Here is a 15,061-nt window from a genome sequence, read left to right on the forward strand (position 1 = left end):
GGAGCGCGGCGCGCCGGGCTCGGGCGGCGCCGCGGCGTGCAGGTCGAGGCTCATGGGGAGTCCTTCTCCTCGGCCGGCGTCACCCGCCACACGGGCGACGCCGGACTCTGCGGGCACCGCGGGTGGCTCAACCGGTCACTTACCGGCGGCCGCACCGTTCTTCAGGGCCGCCTGCCACTGCTCGCCGGCCGACTTGCCCTGCTCCACGGCGCGCAGCGTGTTCTCCACGGCGGTGCGGACCGCGTTGTTCTTCGGGCCGAGGTAGACCGGCTTCAGCTCGGTCGCGCCGGCGGCGAAGATCTTGCCGACCGGGGCCTTGCTGAAGTAGTCGTTGGTCGAGTCGGCGACGGCCGGGTCGGTGAGCGCCTGCGGGTTCGACGGCAGGTTGCCGACCGCCTTGTACGCGCCGATCTGACCCTTGGCGCTGGTCAGGAACTTGGCCAGCTCCGCGGCCTCCTTCTGGTGCTTGCTCGACTTCGGCACGCCCAGGAAGGAACCGCCCCAGTTACCACCGGCGCCCGGCGCCTTGGCGATGTCCCACTTGCCGGCCGCCGCGTCACCGGCCTGGCCCTTGATGACACCGGTCATCCAGGCGGGGCAGGCGATGGTGGCGAAGGTGCCGTTCTTGAAGCCGGCGTTCCACTCGTTGGAGAACGACTGGAGGTTGTTGGACAGCCCGGCGGCGATCATCTTGGTGGTGAGGTCGTACGCCGTCTTCACGTCCGGGTTCTGGTCGATGACCATCTTGTTGCTCTTGTCGTAGTACGTGTAGCCGCTGCCCTGGCCCGCGACCTGCATCAGCACCACGTTGTAGAAGTTGGTCGCCGAGTCGACGAACTTGTGCTTCTTGTCGGCGGCGGCGAACTTCTGGCCGGTGGCGATGAACTCGTCCCAGGTCGGCCAGAGCGCGCCGACCTGCTCGCGGTCGGTGGGCAGCCCGGCGGCCTTGAACAGGTCGCTGCGGTAGCACAGCGCCATCGAGCCGACGTCGGTGCCGAGGCCCAGCACCTTGCCGTCGGGCGTGGTGCCCTGCTCCCACTTCCACGGCAGGAAGTTGCCCTTGAGGTCGTTCGCGCCGTGGTCGGCGAGGTTCACGAACTTGTCGGCCTGGGCGTAGAACTGGACGATGGTGCCCTCTTCCAGGGCCACCACGTCACCGGCGCCCGAGCCCGCGGTGATCTGCTGGGTCAGACGGGTGTTGTAGTCACCGAGGCCGAGACCCTTGCCCCGCTCCTGGATCTTGACGTTCGTGTGCTCCGCTTCGTACTGCTTGTACAGCTCTTCGTAGCCGAAGCCCTGGTCGCCGAAGACGTCGACGACCAGCGTGATCGGGCCGTCGCCGCTGCCGCTGTCGCCGCTGTCCGAGTCGTCGCCGCAGGCGGCGGTGGTGCCGAGCACGACGACGGACGCGAGCGCGATGGCCGCGAACCGCCGACGACGGATTGGGACGCTCATCCGAGACCCCTCTTTCGGTGGTGAGGCGATATCTGCTGTGTGGTGGGGGGTGCGTTTCGCGCGGGCCGGAGCGGGGCAGGAGGGAGATCCGCACCACTCTCGGGAGCGCTCCCATGAGGTTGCCGGGAGGTGACAGGGGTGTCAATAGACCGTTGGGAGCGTTCCCATTTCGTTACCGCGCCGCTGGCGACCCCTCCTCGGAGCCCGCGATCAGCGGCGCGCGGACGGCGCGATCAGCAGCAGCGGCGCAGCAGGACGGTGGCCCGGCCGGCGTCGAACGCGGCCGGATCGAACGCCGGGCCGGCCCACTCGCGCATCGTCACGTGTTCCGGGTGTGCCGGGTCGGCGAGCGCCGCGAGCAGGACCGCGTACCCGGCCGGGCCGCCCACGTCCTCCGGCGGGCAGGCCCGCTCCCCGTCCAGGCAGACCGGGTAACGCTCGTCCGGGTCGGCGGCGCAGCAGTCCTCCACCACCAGGTCGTGCTCCCACCAGTCCCCGAAGTCGTAGGTGTAGCGGAACCGGTCACCCTTGCCCACTACCGTGTCCAGCCGGACGTCCAGCTCGTCGCGCAGCGCCAGCTCGCCGTCCGGGTCGGGTTCGCCGTACTGCCGGCCGTCCACGTCGAACGAGTGCAGGTGGCAGTCGCGCCAGCCCATCGCGTGCTGGATCACCCGGTGCAGCCGGTCCAGCGTGTAGCCGCCGGGCACCAGCACCCGCCGCCACACCCGCGGCCGGACCCCGGCCAGCGACACCATGAGCTGGAAGATCTGACGCGACACGACGTCCCATCCTTCCTCGGCATAGGCTGCCTGCATGATCTGCCGAGCCTGCCGGGAACGGCGGCACGACGACTGTCCTGGCCGGAAGTGGTGCGACTGCCAGCACCGTACCCCCGAACCCACCCCTCCGGTCACCGGTCCGGCCGGCGAATGAGCGTCGGAACCCCGATCGAACGGATCTGGCCCGCACCCGTCACCGGCGCGCTGACCGATCCGGAACTCACCGCGCTCTACGGCCGGGCGGCCCGCCCGCACCTGCGGGTCAACTTCGTCGCCAGCGCCGACGGGGCGGTCACTCTGGACGGCTACTCGGCCGGGCTCTCCGGCGAGCCGGACAAGCGGGTCTTCGGGCTGCTGCGGATGCTCTGCGACGCTCTCGTGGTGGCCGCCGGCACGCTGCGCCACGAGGGCTACCGGGCGGTCCGGCTGAGCCCGGAACGCCGGGCCTGGCGCCGCGAACGCGGGCTGGCCGAGTTCCCGACGCTCGTGGTCGTCTCCGGCTCACTCGACCTCGACCCGGCCCAGGCCGCGTTCGCCGACGCCCCGGTCCGGCCGATCGTGCTCACCCACGCCGACGCCGTACCGCCGCCCGGCCTCACCGACGTCGCCGACCTGGTCCGCTGCGGCCCCGCCCCGGTCACCAGCACCGACCGGGTCGACGGCAGCGGCCGGGTCGACTTGGCCGTGGGCCTGGCGGAGCTGCGCCGCCGAGGGCTGGACCAACTGCTCTGCGAGGGCGGCCCGCACCTGTTCGGCGCGCTCACCGCCGCCGACCTGGTCGACGAGCTGTGCCTGACCGTGGCGCCGCTGCTCGCCGGCGCCGGCCCGGGCCGGATCACCGCCGGGGACGCCAGCCCGCCCCGGCACCTGCCGCTGCGCCACGTGCTGGCCGCCGCCGACGGAGTGCTCATGTTGCGGTACGCCCGCGACCCCGCCGACCCCACACCCGCCGGATCCGCCCCCGCCGCCTGAGCCGCACCCCGGCACCCTGGCACCCCCGTGATCTTGCACTTGAGGCCCCGACTGCGCCCGTTTCGCGCTGAATTGCGGGGGCCAGAACTGCAAGATCGCGCTAGTCGGGGAGCAGCGCGGCTGGGGTCCCCTGCGACGGCCTGTCGTGGCGAGCGCCTTCCGTCTCGCGGGAAGGGCGTTCCGTTAAGTGAGATCCGTGGAGATCTTGGTAGGAAAGGGCCCCATAGGTGCCCTTTCCTGCCAAGATCTTCGCGACTCTCAGGAGGCAGGACAGAGTTCCTGCGTTCCGAGACGGCTCGGGAGCGGACGGCAATCGCCACGATCTCGGGCCAGCCGGGCGGCGAGTGGAACGCGACGGGTGACACGGGCGCGGAGACGACCGGCGCCTCGCGAGCAGTCGTCATGGGCAGCGCTTGTCACCTGTGCCGCCGACACCCCGCGCCACGCGACGGGCCTGTAGCGAAACAACGAAAACGTACGCACCGTGGCCGGGCGGATCCGGGTGGCTACCGTTCGGCGCACGCTCGGCGTGGCGTCCGCCGCGTCGCGTGGCAACCTGTCGCATCCCTCGGGCAGGATGCACGACGTGCACCGCCAACGGTACGACCAGCCGACCGGAGACCGCCGATGACCGACGACCAGCTCGACGGGCCCGGCGAGGGTGTCGGCCGGGTGCTCGGCACCGCCGACGCCACCCCGCTCACCTTCTGGACGGCTGTCGCGCCGGGCAGCTACCTGCAGCTGGACGACGTGGTGGTGACCCGCCGCGACCTGCCCGACCGGGAGCCGGTGACGATCGCCGGGGTGGTTACCCAGGTGCGTGCCCGGCACGAGGGGGCGCAGTTCGACTCCGACGTCTTCGCCATCGCCGACGGCACGCTGCCGGCGCAGGTGCAGGAGGCGGCCGAGGTGACGACCACGCGGGTCGACCCGGAGTTCTACGTGCCGCCGACGCCGGGCGCCGTGGTGCACCGGGCCGAGGGGGACGCGCGGGCGCGGGCCCTGCACTTCGACCGGATGGAGCGGCGGATCCCGATGGGGATGGGCCGCGACGGGGTGCCGGTCTACCTCAACGCCGACTTCCTCGACGGCACCCGGGGCGCGCACGTGTCGATCTCCGGCATCTCCGGCGTCGCGACCAAGACGAGTTTCGCCACGTTCCTGCTCTACTCGGTGTTCCGCTCCGGCGTGCTGGGCGGCGACGCGGTCAACGCGAAGGCGCTGATCTTCAACGTGAAGGGCGAGGACCTGCTCTTCCTCGACCACCCGAACAGCCGGCTCGACGATCCGACCCGGGCGGCGTACGCGAAGCTGGGCCTTGATGCCGGCGCGTTCCCGGACGTGCGGGTGTACGCCCCGCCGCGGGTCGGCGACTCCTCCGGCACGCCGGATGTGAGCAGCCGGCTCACCGGGGTGGACAGCTTCTACTGGACGCTGTCCGAGTTCTGCGCCGACCGGCTCCTGCCGTACGTGTTCGCCGACGCGGACGACGAGCGCCAGCAGTACACGATGGTGGTCCACTCGGTGGCCGCGCACCTGGCCCGTTACGCCCAGCCGGCCGACGGCGGGGTGAGCATCGACGGGGTGCGGCTCGGCTCGTACGCGGATCTGGTCGACCACGTGGTCGAGCAGCTCAACGACGACGAGACGCGCGGCGAGTGGGCGGGCAGCGCGGTCGGGCTGGGCACCGTGAACGCGTTCGCCCGGCGGCTGATCGGCAGCAAGAAGGACCTGGGCCGGTTGATCCGGGGTGACCTGGCGACCCGCCGCCCGCACTCGATCAACACGGCGGAGAGCGCGCAGGTGACTGTGGTCGACCTGCACAACCTGCCCGACCGCGCGCAGCGGTTCGTGGTCGGTGTGACGCTCAAGAGCGAGTTCGAGCGCAAGGAGAAGGCGGGCACCGCCAAGCCGCTGCTGTTCGTCGTACTCGACGAGCTGAACAAGTACGCGCCGCGGGAGGGCTCGTCGCCGATCAAGGAGGTGCTGCTCGACATCGCCGAGCGGGGCCGCTCGCTGGGCGTGATCCTGGTCGGCGCGCAGCAGACCGCCAGCGAGGTGGAACGGCGGATCGTCACCAACTCGGCGATCCGGGTGGTGGGCCGGCTCGACCCGGCCGAGGCGTCCCGCCCGGAGTACGGCTTCCTGCCGCCCGCCCAACGGCAGCGGGCGCTGCTGGCCAAGCCGGGCACGATGTTCGTCAACCAGCCGGACATCCCGGTGCCGCTCTGCCTGGAGTTCCCGTTCCCGGCGTGGGCCACCCGGGTCTCGGAGGCGGGCCGCGCGCCCTCGGAGACGCTACGGTCGATCACGCAGGCCGCCGATCCGTTCGCGGTGGTCGGCTCCGGCTCCTCCGACGACGACATCCCGTTCTAGGCGGCACCCAGATGAAGATCCTGCACACCTCCGACTGGCACGTCGGCAAGGTCCTCAAGGGGCAGTCCCGGGCCGAGGAGCACAAGCAGGTCCTCGCCCAGGTCATCGAGATCGCCCAGCGTGAGCGGCCGGACCTGGTCATCGTCGCCGGTGACCTGTACGACACCGCCGCGCCCACCCCGGAGGCGACGCGGCTGGTGACCCGGGCGCTCACCGCGTTGCGGCGAACCGGCGCGGACGTGGTGGCGATCGGCGGCAACCACGACAACGGCGCGGCGCTGGACGCGCTGCGCCCGTGGGCCGAGGCGGCCGGGATCACGCTGCGCGGCAGCGTCCGGGAGAACCCGGACGAGCACGTCGTCGACGGGGTCACCGCCGGTGGGGAACGCTGGCGGCTGGCCGCGCTGCCGTTCCTGTCCCAGCGGTACGCGGTGCGCGCGGTGGAGATGTACACGCTCACCCCGGCCGAGGCGAACCAGACGTACGCCGACCACCTGGGCCGGGTGCTGGACCGGCTCGCCGAGGGGTTCACCGAGCCGGACCGCGTGCACCTGGTGACCGCGCACCTGACAGTGGTCGGGGCGAGCACCGGCGGCGGCGAGCGGGACGCGCACACGGTGCTCGGATACGCGGTCCCGGCCACCGTCTTCCCCGGCAACGCGCACTACGTGGCGCTGGGTCACCTGCACCGCTCGCAGCGGGTCATCGGCCCGTGCCCGATCCGCTACAGCGGCAGCCCGCTCGCCGTCGACTTCGGCGAGCAGGAGAACGTCAGCTCGGTGACGATCGTGGAGGTCACCGCCACCACGGCCGCCCGCATCCGGGAGGTGCCGGTGCCGGGCGCGGTGCCGCTGCGCACGGTACGCGGCACGCTCGCGCAGCTCGCCGAGATCGAGGCGCCGGAGGGCTGGCTGCGCGTCTACGTCCGGGAGCAGCCCCGGGCCGGGCTGCGCGAGGAGGTGCAGGAGCTGCTGCCCCGGGCGCTGGAGATCCGGATCGACCCGGAGCTGGTGCCCGCGCCGGGCAGCGGGACCCGGACCGCCCAGCGGGCCGGGCGGTCGCCGGGCGAGTTGTTCGGCGACTACCTGGACAGCCGCGGGCACGCCGACGAGGGTGTCCGGGAACTCTTCGACGAGCTGCTCGAGGAGGTGGAGCACTGATGCGGCCGATGCGGCTGGACATGGCCGGGTTCACGGTGTTCCGCGACGAGACCACTGTCGACTTCACCGACGCGGACTTCTTCGCGCTGGTCGGGCCGACCGGTTCGGGCAAGTCGACGGTGCTCGACGCGATCTGTTTCGCGCTCTACGGCACGGTGCCGCGCTGGGGCGGCGCCCGGGGGCTGGCGAACGCGCTGGCGCCGTCGGCCACCGAGGCGCGGGTCCGGCTGGTGTTCGAGTCCGCCGGGGACCGCTACGTGGCGACCCGGGTGGTGCGCCGGGACGGCCGGGGCACCGTGAAGACGGCCAACGCCGGGCTGCAGCTCATGCCGCCGGGCTTCGACGTCACCAAGCTCGACACCGGGCTCAGCCCGGAGGATCTGGGCGAGGTGGTGGCGGGCACCCCGGCCGAGATGGAACAGGCGGTGCTGGACGCGGTCGGGCTGCCGTACGAGCAGTTCACCTCCTGCGTGGTGCTGCCGCAGGGGCAGTTCGCCGACTTCCTGCACGCCAAGCCGGCCACCCGGCAGCAGATCCTGGTGAACCTGCTCGGGCTGGGCGTCTACGAGAACGTGCAGAAGAAGGCGGTCGAGCGGGCCGGGCAGGCCGAGGCGAAGCTGGAGACCGTCGACAAGCTGCTCGGCGGGCTCACCGACGTCGACGACGAGAGTCTGGCCGCCGCCCGGGAGCGGGTGGACGCGATGCGGGAGCTGGCCGCAGCGGTCGCTGCCGCCGTACCCGAATGGGAGCGGGCCCGGGCGACGGCGGGTGAGCGGGCGGCGGCGCTGGCCGCCCTCGACGCGGAGCTGGGTGTGCTGGCCGGGGTGCGGCCGCCGGACGGCACCGCCGAGCTGGCGCGGGCGGTGGCGGCGGCCCGGGTGGCCGCCGACGAGGCGGCGGCCACGGTCGGGCTGGCCGAGGAGCGCGAGGAGAAGCTGCGCGGGGAGCTGACCGCCGCCGGTGACGAGAGCGCGTTGCGGTTGCACCTGAAGGCGTACGCGGACCGGGACCGGCTGACCGCGGAGGCGGCGACGGTCCGCGCGGCGGTGGACGCGGCGCGCGGCGAGCACGACGCGGCGGTGGCAGCGCTGGCGGCGGCGCGGGCGGACGCGCAGCGGGCCGAGACGGAGCTAGAGTCGGCGTTCCGCGAGCACGAGGAGGCGAAGGCCGCCGACCAGGCGGCGGCGCTGCGGGCGCACCTGGTCGACGGCGCGCCCTGCCCGGTGTGCGAGCAGACGGTCACCACCGTGCCCGCGGTGCCGAAGGGTTCGGCGGTGAGCCGGGCGATCGAGGCGGGCAAGGCGGCGCGGGCGGCGAGCGAGGCGGCGAAGCGGGTGGTGCAGGAACGCGACGCCGCGGCCCGCGACCTGGACCGGGTGCTGCTGCGTGCCCGGACCCAGCACGACCAGCTCGGCGCGCGCCTGGCCGAGCTGGACGAGCAGCTCACTGACGCGCCCGCGCCGGAGCGGCTGCGGGAGGCGCTGGCCGAGCACGCGCGGCTGCGGACCGCGCTGGAGGAGGCGGCGGGCGCGGTGCGGGCCGGGCGGGAGGCGGCCCGGCGGGCGCGGGGCGCGCTGGACGCCGCGCAGGAGCGGCTGCGCCGGGCCTGGCGTGACTTCGACGCGGTACGCGACGGGCTGGCCCGGTTCGGGCCGCCGGCCGCCGACCGGGACGACGTGGCGGCGGCGTGGACGGCGCTGGCCGACTGGGCGGGCGAGCAGGCGCGGGCGCGGCGCGCGGACCGCGACGGGCTGGCCGAGTCGGTGGAGGCGGCGCAGCGGGCCGCGGCCGAGGTCGCCGACGGGATCGCCGCGTTGTTCACCGCGGCCGGGCTGGACGCCCCGCAGGACGCGCCGCGCGACGTGGCGGTGGCGGTGGAGCGGGCCGAGGCGGAGTTGCGCCGCCTGGACGAGCGCCGCGAGCAGGCCGCCGGGCTGCGGGAGCAGCGGGCCGGGCACGAGCACGAGGCGCGGGTGGCGCGGGCGCTCGCCTCGCACCTGCGGGCGAACAACTTCGAACGCTGGCTGCTCACCGAGGCGCTGGACCTGCTGGTCGACGGCGCGTCGCGGATCCTGCGGGAGCTGTCCGGCGGGCAGTACGACCTGGTGCACGACAAGGGCGAGTTCTTCGTGGTCGACCACCACGACGCCGGGCTGCGGCGCGGGGTGCGCACGCTGTCCGGCGGGGAGACGTTCCAGGCGTCGCTGGCGCTGGCGCTGGCGCTGTCCGAGCAGCTCGCCGGCATGTCCACCACCGCGGCCAGCCTGGAGTCGATCGTCCTGGACGAGGGTTTCGGCACGCTCGACGCGGCGACGCTGGACACGGTCGCGGCGACGCTGGAGAACCTGGCCGCCCGGGGCGACCGGATGGTCGGCGTGGTCACCCACGTGCCGGCGCTGGCCGAGCGGATCCCGGTCCGGTTCGAGGTGCGCAAGGACGCGCGGACGGCCCGCGTGGAACGGACCGGCCTGTGACGTCACAGTCGCCGGCGTTCTTCGTCGACGCCTGGGATCCGGCGTACGGCGCGTCGTTCGAGGCTGCGGGCGGGTCCGGTCCGGCCGCGCCGAGCAGCGCCCAGGTGGACGCCGACGTCGAGCTGCCGGCCACCGACTGGCGGGCGATCGGCCTCCGCGCGGGCGTGCGGTCGCCGGACGTGGTGCTGCTCGTCGACGGGGTACGCCGGATCGACGCCAGTGTCTGGACGGCCGAGGAGGACGGCGGCTCGTTCCCCGGCATCGCCGCCTCGTACGCGGCCGGTGTGGTCCGCTGCGACCTGGACCGGGGCGCCGCCGAGATGGCCGGCGCCCGGGTGGGCCGCGGCCTGTTCACGGCGAGCCCGTCGGCGCAGGACGTGGTCGCCGGGACTGTGCGTTACCCGGTGCACCGGGTCAGCGGCACCGGTGAGCTGAGCAAGCTGCCCGCGGCGGTGCAGGCGCCGCTGACCGCGCTGGAGGTGGCCGTCTCCGACGCGGTACGCACCGACGGCGACCTGCTGGTGGTGGACGGCCCGCTGCGCAGCCGGCGGAACCTGCCGCGCACGCTCGGGTACATCAAGACGCAGCACAGCCAATACCTGGACGGGCGGCTGACCGCTGTGGTGACCGGGCTGGCGCCGGGTGAGCGGTGCCCGGTGTTCCGGCTGGGCACGGCGTGGGGCGGCTGGTCGTGGTATCTGCGCCTGCCGGTGCGCGCCGGGGCGCCGTGGGCCGGGATCGTGCGGGTGGAGTGCTCGGCCGACCTGACCGTGCCGGAGGCGATCGCGCTGGCCGACCTGTCGCTGGTGACGTTGCCCCGGTTCGCCTCCACCCCGTACAAGGATCCGCGTGCCCCGCAGAACCTGGTGCCGATCGCCGGGCTGGAACGCCGGTTACGCGGGATGCTCGGCGACGCGCGGCTGCTGCACCGCGTGCTCACCGCGGCGGCGCGCGGAATGCGGCGCTGATGGGCCGGCGACGCGACTCCGACCGGGTGGTGGCCGACGTCGACACCGGGCGGGCCGAACTGGTGCCGGACCGCGACCGTCCGGGCTCGTGGACGTTGCTGCTGGACGGCGCGCCGCAGTCGCATGTCGACCTGACCGACCCGGCTCACCTGGAGTTCGAGTACGTCCGGCGGCTGGCCGCCGCGCTGGACCTGGTGGCGCCGGCCGGGGCGCCGCTGCGGGTGCTGCACCTGGGCGGCGGCGCGCTCACCCTGCCCCGGTACGTGCAGGCCACCCGCCCGGGTTCGACGCAGCGGGTGTCCGAGGTGGACGGCGCGCTGGTGGAGCTGGTCCGCCGCGAGCTGCCGTGGCCTGCCGATCCGCGCCTGCGGGTACGGGTGGCCGACGCGCGGGCGACGCTGACGTCGAGCCGGGACGGCGCGTACGACGTGATCGTGGCGGACGTGTTCGCGGGTGCCCGTACCCCCGCGCACCTGACCTCGGTGGAGTACGCCGCCGAGGTGGCCCGGGTGCTGGCGCCCGGCGGCAGCTATCTGGCGAACGTGGCCGACGGCCCGCCGCTGCGGCACGCGAAGGCGCAGGTCGCCACAGTGCGTACCGTGCTGCCCCGGGCCTGCCTGGTCGGCGACGCGGCGGTGCTGCGCGGCCGCCGGTACGGCAACCTGGTGCTGGTGGCGTCCCGGGTGGAGCCGCCGGTGCCGGAGCTGGCCCGGCGGGCGGCCGGCGACTGGTTCCCCGGCCGGGTGCTGGCCGGCGCGGAGCTGGACCGCTTCACCGGCGGCGCGGCGGTGGTCCACGACGCGGACGCCGTCGACTCCACTCCCCCGCCGCCCGGAATTTTTTCCGTCAAACGTTGATCCGATCGACTGGTGGCTGCGTATCACCGGGCGGCCATGCCCGTGGGGGGCCGGCTGATGTCATTGGACAGCGGAGGTCTGCATGCATGCGGTGGCGGCCGGCTGGCACGGCGAAGTGGCGCGGCCCGAGTGGATGTTCGCCCGGGCACAACCACATTCGCGCGCCTCGCGTTCCCGCCGGGGGGTCGACGCCCGGCCCGCCGATCGCCAGAATGACCCGGTGCCGCCGCGACCCGCTCCCGGACGCCACCAGGCGACCTCCGCCGAGGCCAGCCACTCCGACCAGCTGATCCGCCTGCTGTACGCCGAGCACGCCGGCCCGCTGCTGATGTTCGTGATGCGGCTGACCGGCGGGGACCGGCAGCGGGCCGAGGACATCGTGCAGGAGACGCTGCTGCGGGCCTGGCGCAACGCGCACCGGCTCGGCGTGCAGGGCCAGGGCTCGTTGCGTCCCTGGCTGGTCACGGTGGCCCGGCGGATCGCGATCGACGAGCACCGCAGCGAGCAGGCCCGCCCGCCGGAGACGTACGACCGGGATCTGACCGCCTTCGCCGAGGCGGACAGCACCGACCGGGTCCTGCGCACGATGACGGTGGCGGACGCGCTGCGTACGCTGAGCCAGTCGCACCGGGAGATCCTGGTGGCGACGTACTTCCGGGGGCGCACCGTGCCGGAGGCGGCCGAGGAGCTGGGGCTTCCGCTCGGCACCGCCAAGTCGCGGGTCTACTACGCGCTGCGCGCGCTGCGCACGGCTCTGCAGGAGAGGGGGGTGACCGAATGAGCCGGGCCGACCACATGGACGTCGCCGCGTACGCGCTCGGCGTGCTGGACGCGGAGGACGCGGAGCGGTTCGAGGAGCACCTGGCCACCTGCTGGGCCTGCGCGGCGGAACTGGAGACGATGGTCCCGGTGGTGGGGCTGCTCTCCGGCATCGACGGCGAGGCGATGGCCGCGCTGGAGCAGACGCACACCGATCCGGCGCTGCTGGACCGGACGCTGGTGGCGGTGCGGCGGGACCGCCGTCGTACCCGGGTGCGGCAGTTGCTGGCGACAGCGGCGGCAGTGGTGGTGTTCGGCGGCCTGAGCGGGGTCGCCGCCGGGATGCTCGGCGACGAGCCGGGGCCGACGCCGCAGGCCGGGCCGACGCAGACCGCGCCGACCGCGGCGCCGAGCGGCGAGCCGGGCAACCCGAACGACCCGGGCGTCGGCGGGGAGAAGCCGATCGAGGGCGACCAGCACAACGCCACCGACGCGGGCACCGGCGTGCAGACCACGATGTGGCTGGCGCGCAAGGAGTACGGCACGCAGATCTCGGTGCAGCTGAGCCGCCTGCCCGGGCCGCGTGTCTGCCGGCTGGTGGTGGTGCGCAAGAACGCCACGAGCGAGGTCATCTCCACCTGGTCGGTGCCGGCCGGCGGCTACGGCACGAACCAGAACCAGCTTCCGCTGGAGCTGACCGCGTCCACCTCCGCCCCGGTGCGCGACATCGACAAGCTTCAGGTGCAGTCGGTGGACGCGAACGGGGTGGCGAGTCCGCTGGTGACGGTGGACGACATCTGATCCGGTACGACGACGGCGCCGGGCGGCTGGACCGCCCGGCGCCGTCTTGTCGTGTCCGGGCCGGCAGACCCCCTCGTGCTGACGCACGCGCCAGAACGGCTGTCGGTTCAATCAGTCCACTGTGAAATGTGCCACCGTTTCGACTTCAACCTTGACAGTGCCGCGCCCGTACTACTCGGCGAACTGCCAAGAACGAGGAGGGCACGTGGCACACCACAAGCGGACGACCGTCATCGTCGCGAGCGCGATGGTCGCACTTACGGCCTGCGCCCCCGCAGGCTACAACGGGGCGAACTCGAGCGCGGCCGAGCCGGTCGCCGTCGCCGCGGCCGAACCCACCGCGGCGGCCGAACCGGAGGCGTCGGCGGCTCCCGAGGAGGAGCCGGTCGCGGACAAGGCGCCCCCGGCCAACGTGAAGATCACCGACGAGCTGGTCGGCAAGAAGCTGCCCCGCATGGGCCGCGTCGTCACCGACCAGGACGGCTGGGTGCTGTACCGGTTCGACAAGGACTCCGACGACCCGCCGCAGTCCAACTGCGTGGACAAGTGCGCCGAGGTCTGGCCGCCGTCGCTCACCGACGGCAACCCGAAGCTGCGTGGCGTCTCCGACGACAAGGTCGGCACCATCACCCGCCAGGACGGCACCCGGCAGCTCACCATCGGCGGCTGGCCGGTCTACCGCTACATCGGCGACAAGAAGCCGGGCCAGTGGAAGGGCCAGGGCGTCGGCGGCACCTGGTTCGTGGTCGACCCGAACGGCAAGAAGAACCTGACCTGCCTGCCCACCGGCACGCCCAAGCCGGTCGCGCCGCCCGCGGCGGGCAGCTCGAACAGCTCCGGCGGCGGGTCGGACTACTCGTACTGACGCACCAGGTCACGGTGACCGGTCGCCGCCGGGGAGGGCGCGGCCGGTCATCGTCGGGAACCCGGGAGGCGGGGCGCACCGGCATCGCCCCGCCTCCCGGCTCGGCGTGTCCGGCGTCACCGCCGGGACGCGTGGCAGAGTGGCCGGGTGACCTCGCCCGCCGCCCGCCGCACGCTGCGCCCCCCGGCCGGCTACCGGCTGGCCGCGTCGGTGCGGGCGCTCACGTTCAGCCCGTACGACCCGTGCGCGCGGATCGCCGCCGGCACGTTCTGGTGGGCCACCCGCACCCCGGACGGACCGGCCACGCTGGCGCTGCGCCCGGAGGCCGGCGAGCTGACCGCCGAGGGGTACGGCCCCGGCGCCGGCTGGGTGGTCGAGCGGGCCGACCGGATCGCCGGACTGCGCGACGACCTGACCGGGTTCGCCGCGCTCGCCGCCGCGCACCCGCTGGTGGCCCGCCTCGCCCACACGCACCACGGGCTGCGGATGCCCGCCACCGGCCAGATCTTCCCCCGGCTGCTGCGGGCCGTCTTCGAGCAGAAGGTCACCGGCAAGGAGGCGTACCGGGCGTACGCCGCCACCGTGCGGCACTTCCGCGAACCCGCCCCGGGTCCGCTGCAACGACTGCTGCTGCCGCCGGAGCCGGCCGCGGTGGCGGCCACGCCGTACTGGGTGTTCCACCCGTTCGGCGTGGAGCAGCGACGCGCCGACACGCTGCGCCGCGCGGCGGCCGTCGCGGACCGGCTGGAACGCTGCGCCGACTCGGCCGAGGCCACCCGGCGGCTCACCGCGATCCCCGGGATCGGGCCGTGGACCGCCGCCGAGGTGGTGCGGATCGCGTACGGCGACCCGGACGCGGTCAGCGTCGGCGACTACCACGTGCCGAACACGGTGGCCTGGGCGCTGGCCGGTGAGCCGCGCGGCGACGACGCCCGGATGCTGGCGCTGCTGGCGCCGTTTCAGGGGCACCGGGGCCGGGTCTGCGTGCTGCTGGAGGCGGCCGGGATCCAGGCGCCGAAGTACGGCCCGCGCGCCCCGATCCGCTCGTTCGCCCGCTACTGACCGCTCAGCGCCGCCGGCACAGCCGCCGCAGCGTCCGGCCCAGCCACCAGGCGTACGCCCGCTGGAAGCCGAGCACGACCGGCCCGCCGGCCCGCACGTACCAGTGGGCGGGGCGACTGAACGCGGTCACCTCGAACCAGACGCCGTCGGCACCCCGGGTGACCAGGAACGCCTCCTCACCGACCTCCGGGTGCCCGGGCAGCGTGCCGTAGCCGAACCCGGCCCGGTCCGGCTCGTCCACCACCCAGACCACCTCGGTCGGGCCCCACAGCCGCGCCGGGCCGACGCCCAGTCCCGGCGTGACACGTACCCCGGGCGCCGCGCGCGGCGCGTCCGCGCGCATCACCACGCCCGCGGCGCGGTGCAGCCGCCAGCCCAGCAGCGCGTCCGCCGCGACCGGGAAGCCGCCGTCCGGCAGCCGGACCCGGTGGCGCAGGTGGTGGTAGCCGGCCGGCAGGCCGCCGTCGCGGGTCGCGCCCACCTCCGGGTACGTCAGCTCGGGCACGCCGGTCACCTCCACGCTGATGGGAACA

The 15,061-nt window shown here is 74.1% G+C and carries 13 protein-coding genes; 10 read left to right on the forward strand and 3 right to left on the reverse strand.

What is annotated here, in order from left to right:
• Window positions 1–135: 135 nt before the first annotated feature.
• Window positions 136–1,455 (reverse strand): ABC transporter substrate-binding protein, encoded by a 1,320-nt coding sequence (locus tag KBX43_RS20855; RefSeq protein ID WP_043325608.1) that lies wholly within the window; start codon window positions 1,453–1,455, stop codon window positions 136–138.
• A gap of 233 nt (window positions 1,456–1,688) precedes the next feature.
• On the reverse strand, window positions 1,689–2,234 hold the full coding sequence (locus KBX43_RS20860; RefSeq protein ID WP_043325609.1) for a plasmid pRiA4b ORF-3 family protein: 546 nt from the start codon (window positions 2,232–2,234) through the stop codon (window positions 1,689–1,691).
• A gap of 150 nt (window positions 2,235–2,384) precedes the next feature.
• Here KBX43_RS20860 and KBX43_RS20865 point away from each other — a divergent pair, with 150 nt between their 5' ends.
• The 10 genes from KBX43_RS20865 (at window position 2,385) to KBX43_RS20910 (ending at window position 14,528) form a co-directional block, all read left to right on the forward strand.
• Complete coding sequence (locus tag KBX43_RS20865; protein ID WP_210886745.1) at window positions 2,385–3,206, forward strand: pyrimidine reductase family protein; 822 nt, start codon at window positions 2,385–2,387, stop codon at window positions 3,204–3,206.
• 627 nt (window positions 3,207–3,833) lie between these two features.
• Window positions 3,834–5,582, forward strand: a complete 1,749-nt coding sequence (locus KBX43_RS20870; RefSeq protein WP_043325613.1) for an ATP-binding protein — start codon at window positions 3,834–3,836, stop codon at window positions 5,580–5,582.
• A gap of 11 nt (window positions 5,583–5,593) precedes the next feature.
• Window positions 5,594–6,742, forward strand: a complete 1,149-nt coding sequence (locus tag KBX43_RS20875) for an exonuclease SbcCD subunit D (protein WP_043325615.1) — start codon at window positions 5,594–5,596, stop codon at window positions 6,740–6,742.
• Complete coding sequence (locus KBX43_RS20880; RefSeq protein WP_210886748.1) at window positions 6,742–9,216, forward strand: AAA family ATPase; 2,475 nt, start codon at window positions 6,742–6,744, stop codon at window positions 9,214–9,216. The genes KBX43_RS20875 and KBX43_RS20880 overlap by 1 nt, the downstream gene beginning before the upstream one ends.
• Window positions 9,213–10,184 carry a hypothetical protein gene (locus KBX43_RS20885; protein ID WP_210886751.1) on the forward strand — a complete coding sequence of 324 codons (972 nt, stop codon included), beginning with the start codon at window positions 9,213–9,215 and terminating at the stop codon, window positions 10,182–10,184. The genes KBX43_RS20880 and KBX43_RS20885 overlap by 4 nt, the downstream gene beginning before the upstream one ends.
• A complete protein-coding gene (locus KBX43_RS20890) occupies window positions 10,184–11,041 on the forward strand; it encodes a spermidine synthase (RefSeq protein ID WP_210886753.1) in 858 nt (285 codons plus the stop codon). Before KBX43_RS20885 ends, KBX43_RS20890 begins: the two co-directional genes overlap by 1 nt.
• Window positions 11,042–11,123: 82 nt before the next feature.
• Window positions 11,124–11,822: a sigma-70 family RNA polymerase sigma factor gene (locus KBX43_RS20895; RefSeq protein ID WP_030503038.1), complete on the forward strand. Its 699-nt coding sequence runs from the start codon at window positions 11,124–11,126 to the stop codon at window positions 11,820–11,822.
• A complete protein-coding gene (locus KBX43_RS20900; protein ID WP_030503037.1) occupies window positions 11,819–12,601 on the forward strand; it encodes an anti-sigma factor in 783 nt (260 codons plus the stop codon). Before KBX43_RS20895 ends, KBX43_RS20900 begins: the two co-directional genes overlap by 4 nt.
• Window positions 12,602–12,806: 205 nt before the next feature.
• Window positions 12,807–13,466 carry a hypothetical protein gene (locus KBX43_RS20905; protein ID WP_064447175.1) on the forward strand — a complete coding sequence of 220 codons (660 nt, stop codon included), beginning with the start codon at window positions 12,807–12,809 and terminating at the stop codon, window positions 13,464–13,466.
• Between the two features lie 147 nt (window positions 13,467–13,613).
• Complete coding sequence (locus KBX43_RS20910) at window positions 13,614–14,528, forward strand: DNA-3-methyladenine glycosylase (protein ID WP_210886756.1); 915 nt, start codon at window positions 13,614–13,616, stop codon at window positions 14,526–14,528.
• Between the two features lie 4 nt (window positions 14,529–14,532).
• On the opposite strand, the gene KBX43_RS20915 is transcribed toward KBX43_RS20910, so the two are convergent.
• Window positions 14,533–15,054 (reverse strand): DUF1990 family protein, encoded by a 522-nt coding sequence (locus KBX43_RS20915; RefSeq protein WP_064447269.1) that lies wholly within the window; start codon window positions 15,052–15,054, stop codon window positions 14,533–14,535.
• Window positions 15,055–15,061 lie beyond the last annotated feature (7 nt).

This window comes from Micromonospora sp. C41 (genome assembly GCF_018070485.1).
Taxonomy (GTDB): Bacteria; Actinomycetota; Actinomycetes; order Mycobacteriales; family Micromonosporaceae; genus Micromonospora; species Micromonospora chalcea.

Coding starts and splice junctions, on each gene's coding strand:
- KBX43_RS20890 (WP_210886753.1), top strand. CDS start 10,184: ATGGGCCGGCGACGCGACTCCGACCGGGTGGTGGCCGACGTCGACACC.
- KBX43_RS20880 (WP_210886748.1), top strand. CDS start 6,742: ATGCGGCCGATGCGGCTGGACATGGCCGGGTTCACGGTGTTCCGCGAC.
- KBX43_RS20855 (WP_043325608.1), bottom strand. CDS start 1,455: ATGAGCGTCCCAATCCGTCGTCGGCGGTTCGCGGCCATCGCGCTCGCG.
- KBX43_RS20865 (WP_210886745.1), top strand. CDS start 2,385: ATGAGCGTCGGAACCCCGATCGAACGGATCTGGCCCGCACCCGTCACC.
- KBX43_RS20900 (WP_030503037.1), top strand. CDS start 11,819: ATGAGCCGGGCCGACCACATGGACGTCGCCGCGTACGCGCTCGGCGTG.
- KBX43_RS20875 (WP_043325615.1), top strand. CDS start 5,594: ATGAAGATCCTGCACACCTCCGACTGGCACGTCGGCAAGGTCCTCAAG.
- KBX43_RS20895 (WP_030503038.1), top strand. CDS start 11,124: ATGCATGCGGTGGCGGCCGGCTGGCACGGCGAAGTGGCGCGGCCCGAG.
- KBX43_RS20870 (WP_043325613.1), top strand. CDS start 3,834: ATGACCGACGACCAGCTCGACGGGCCCGGCGAGGGTGTCGGCCGGGTG.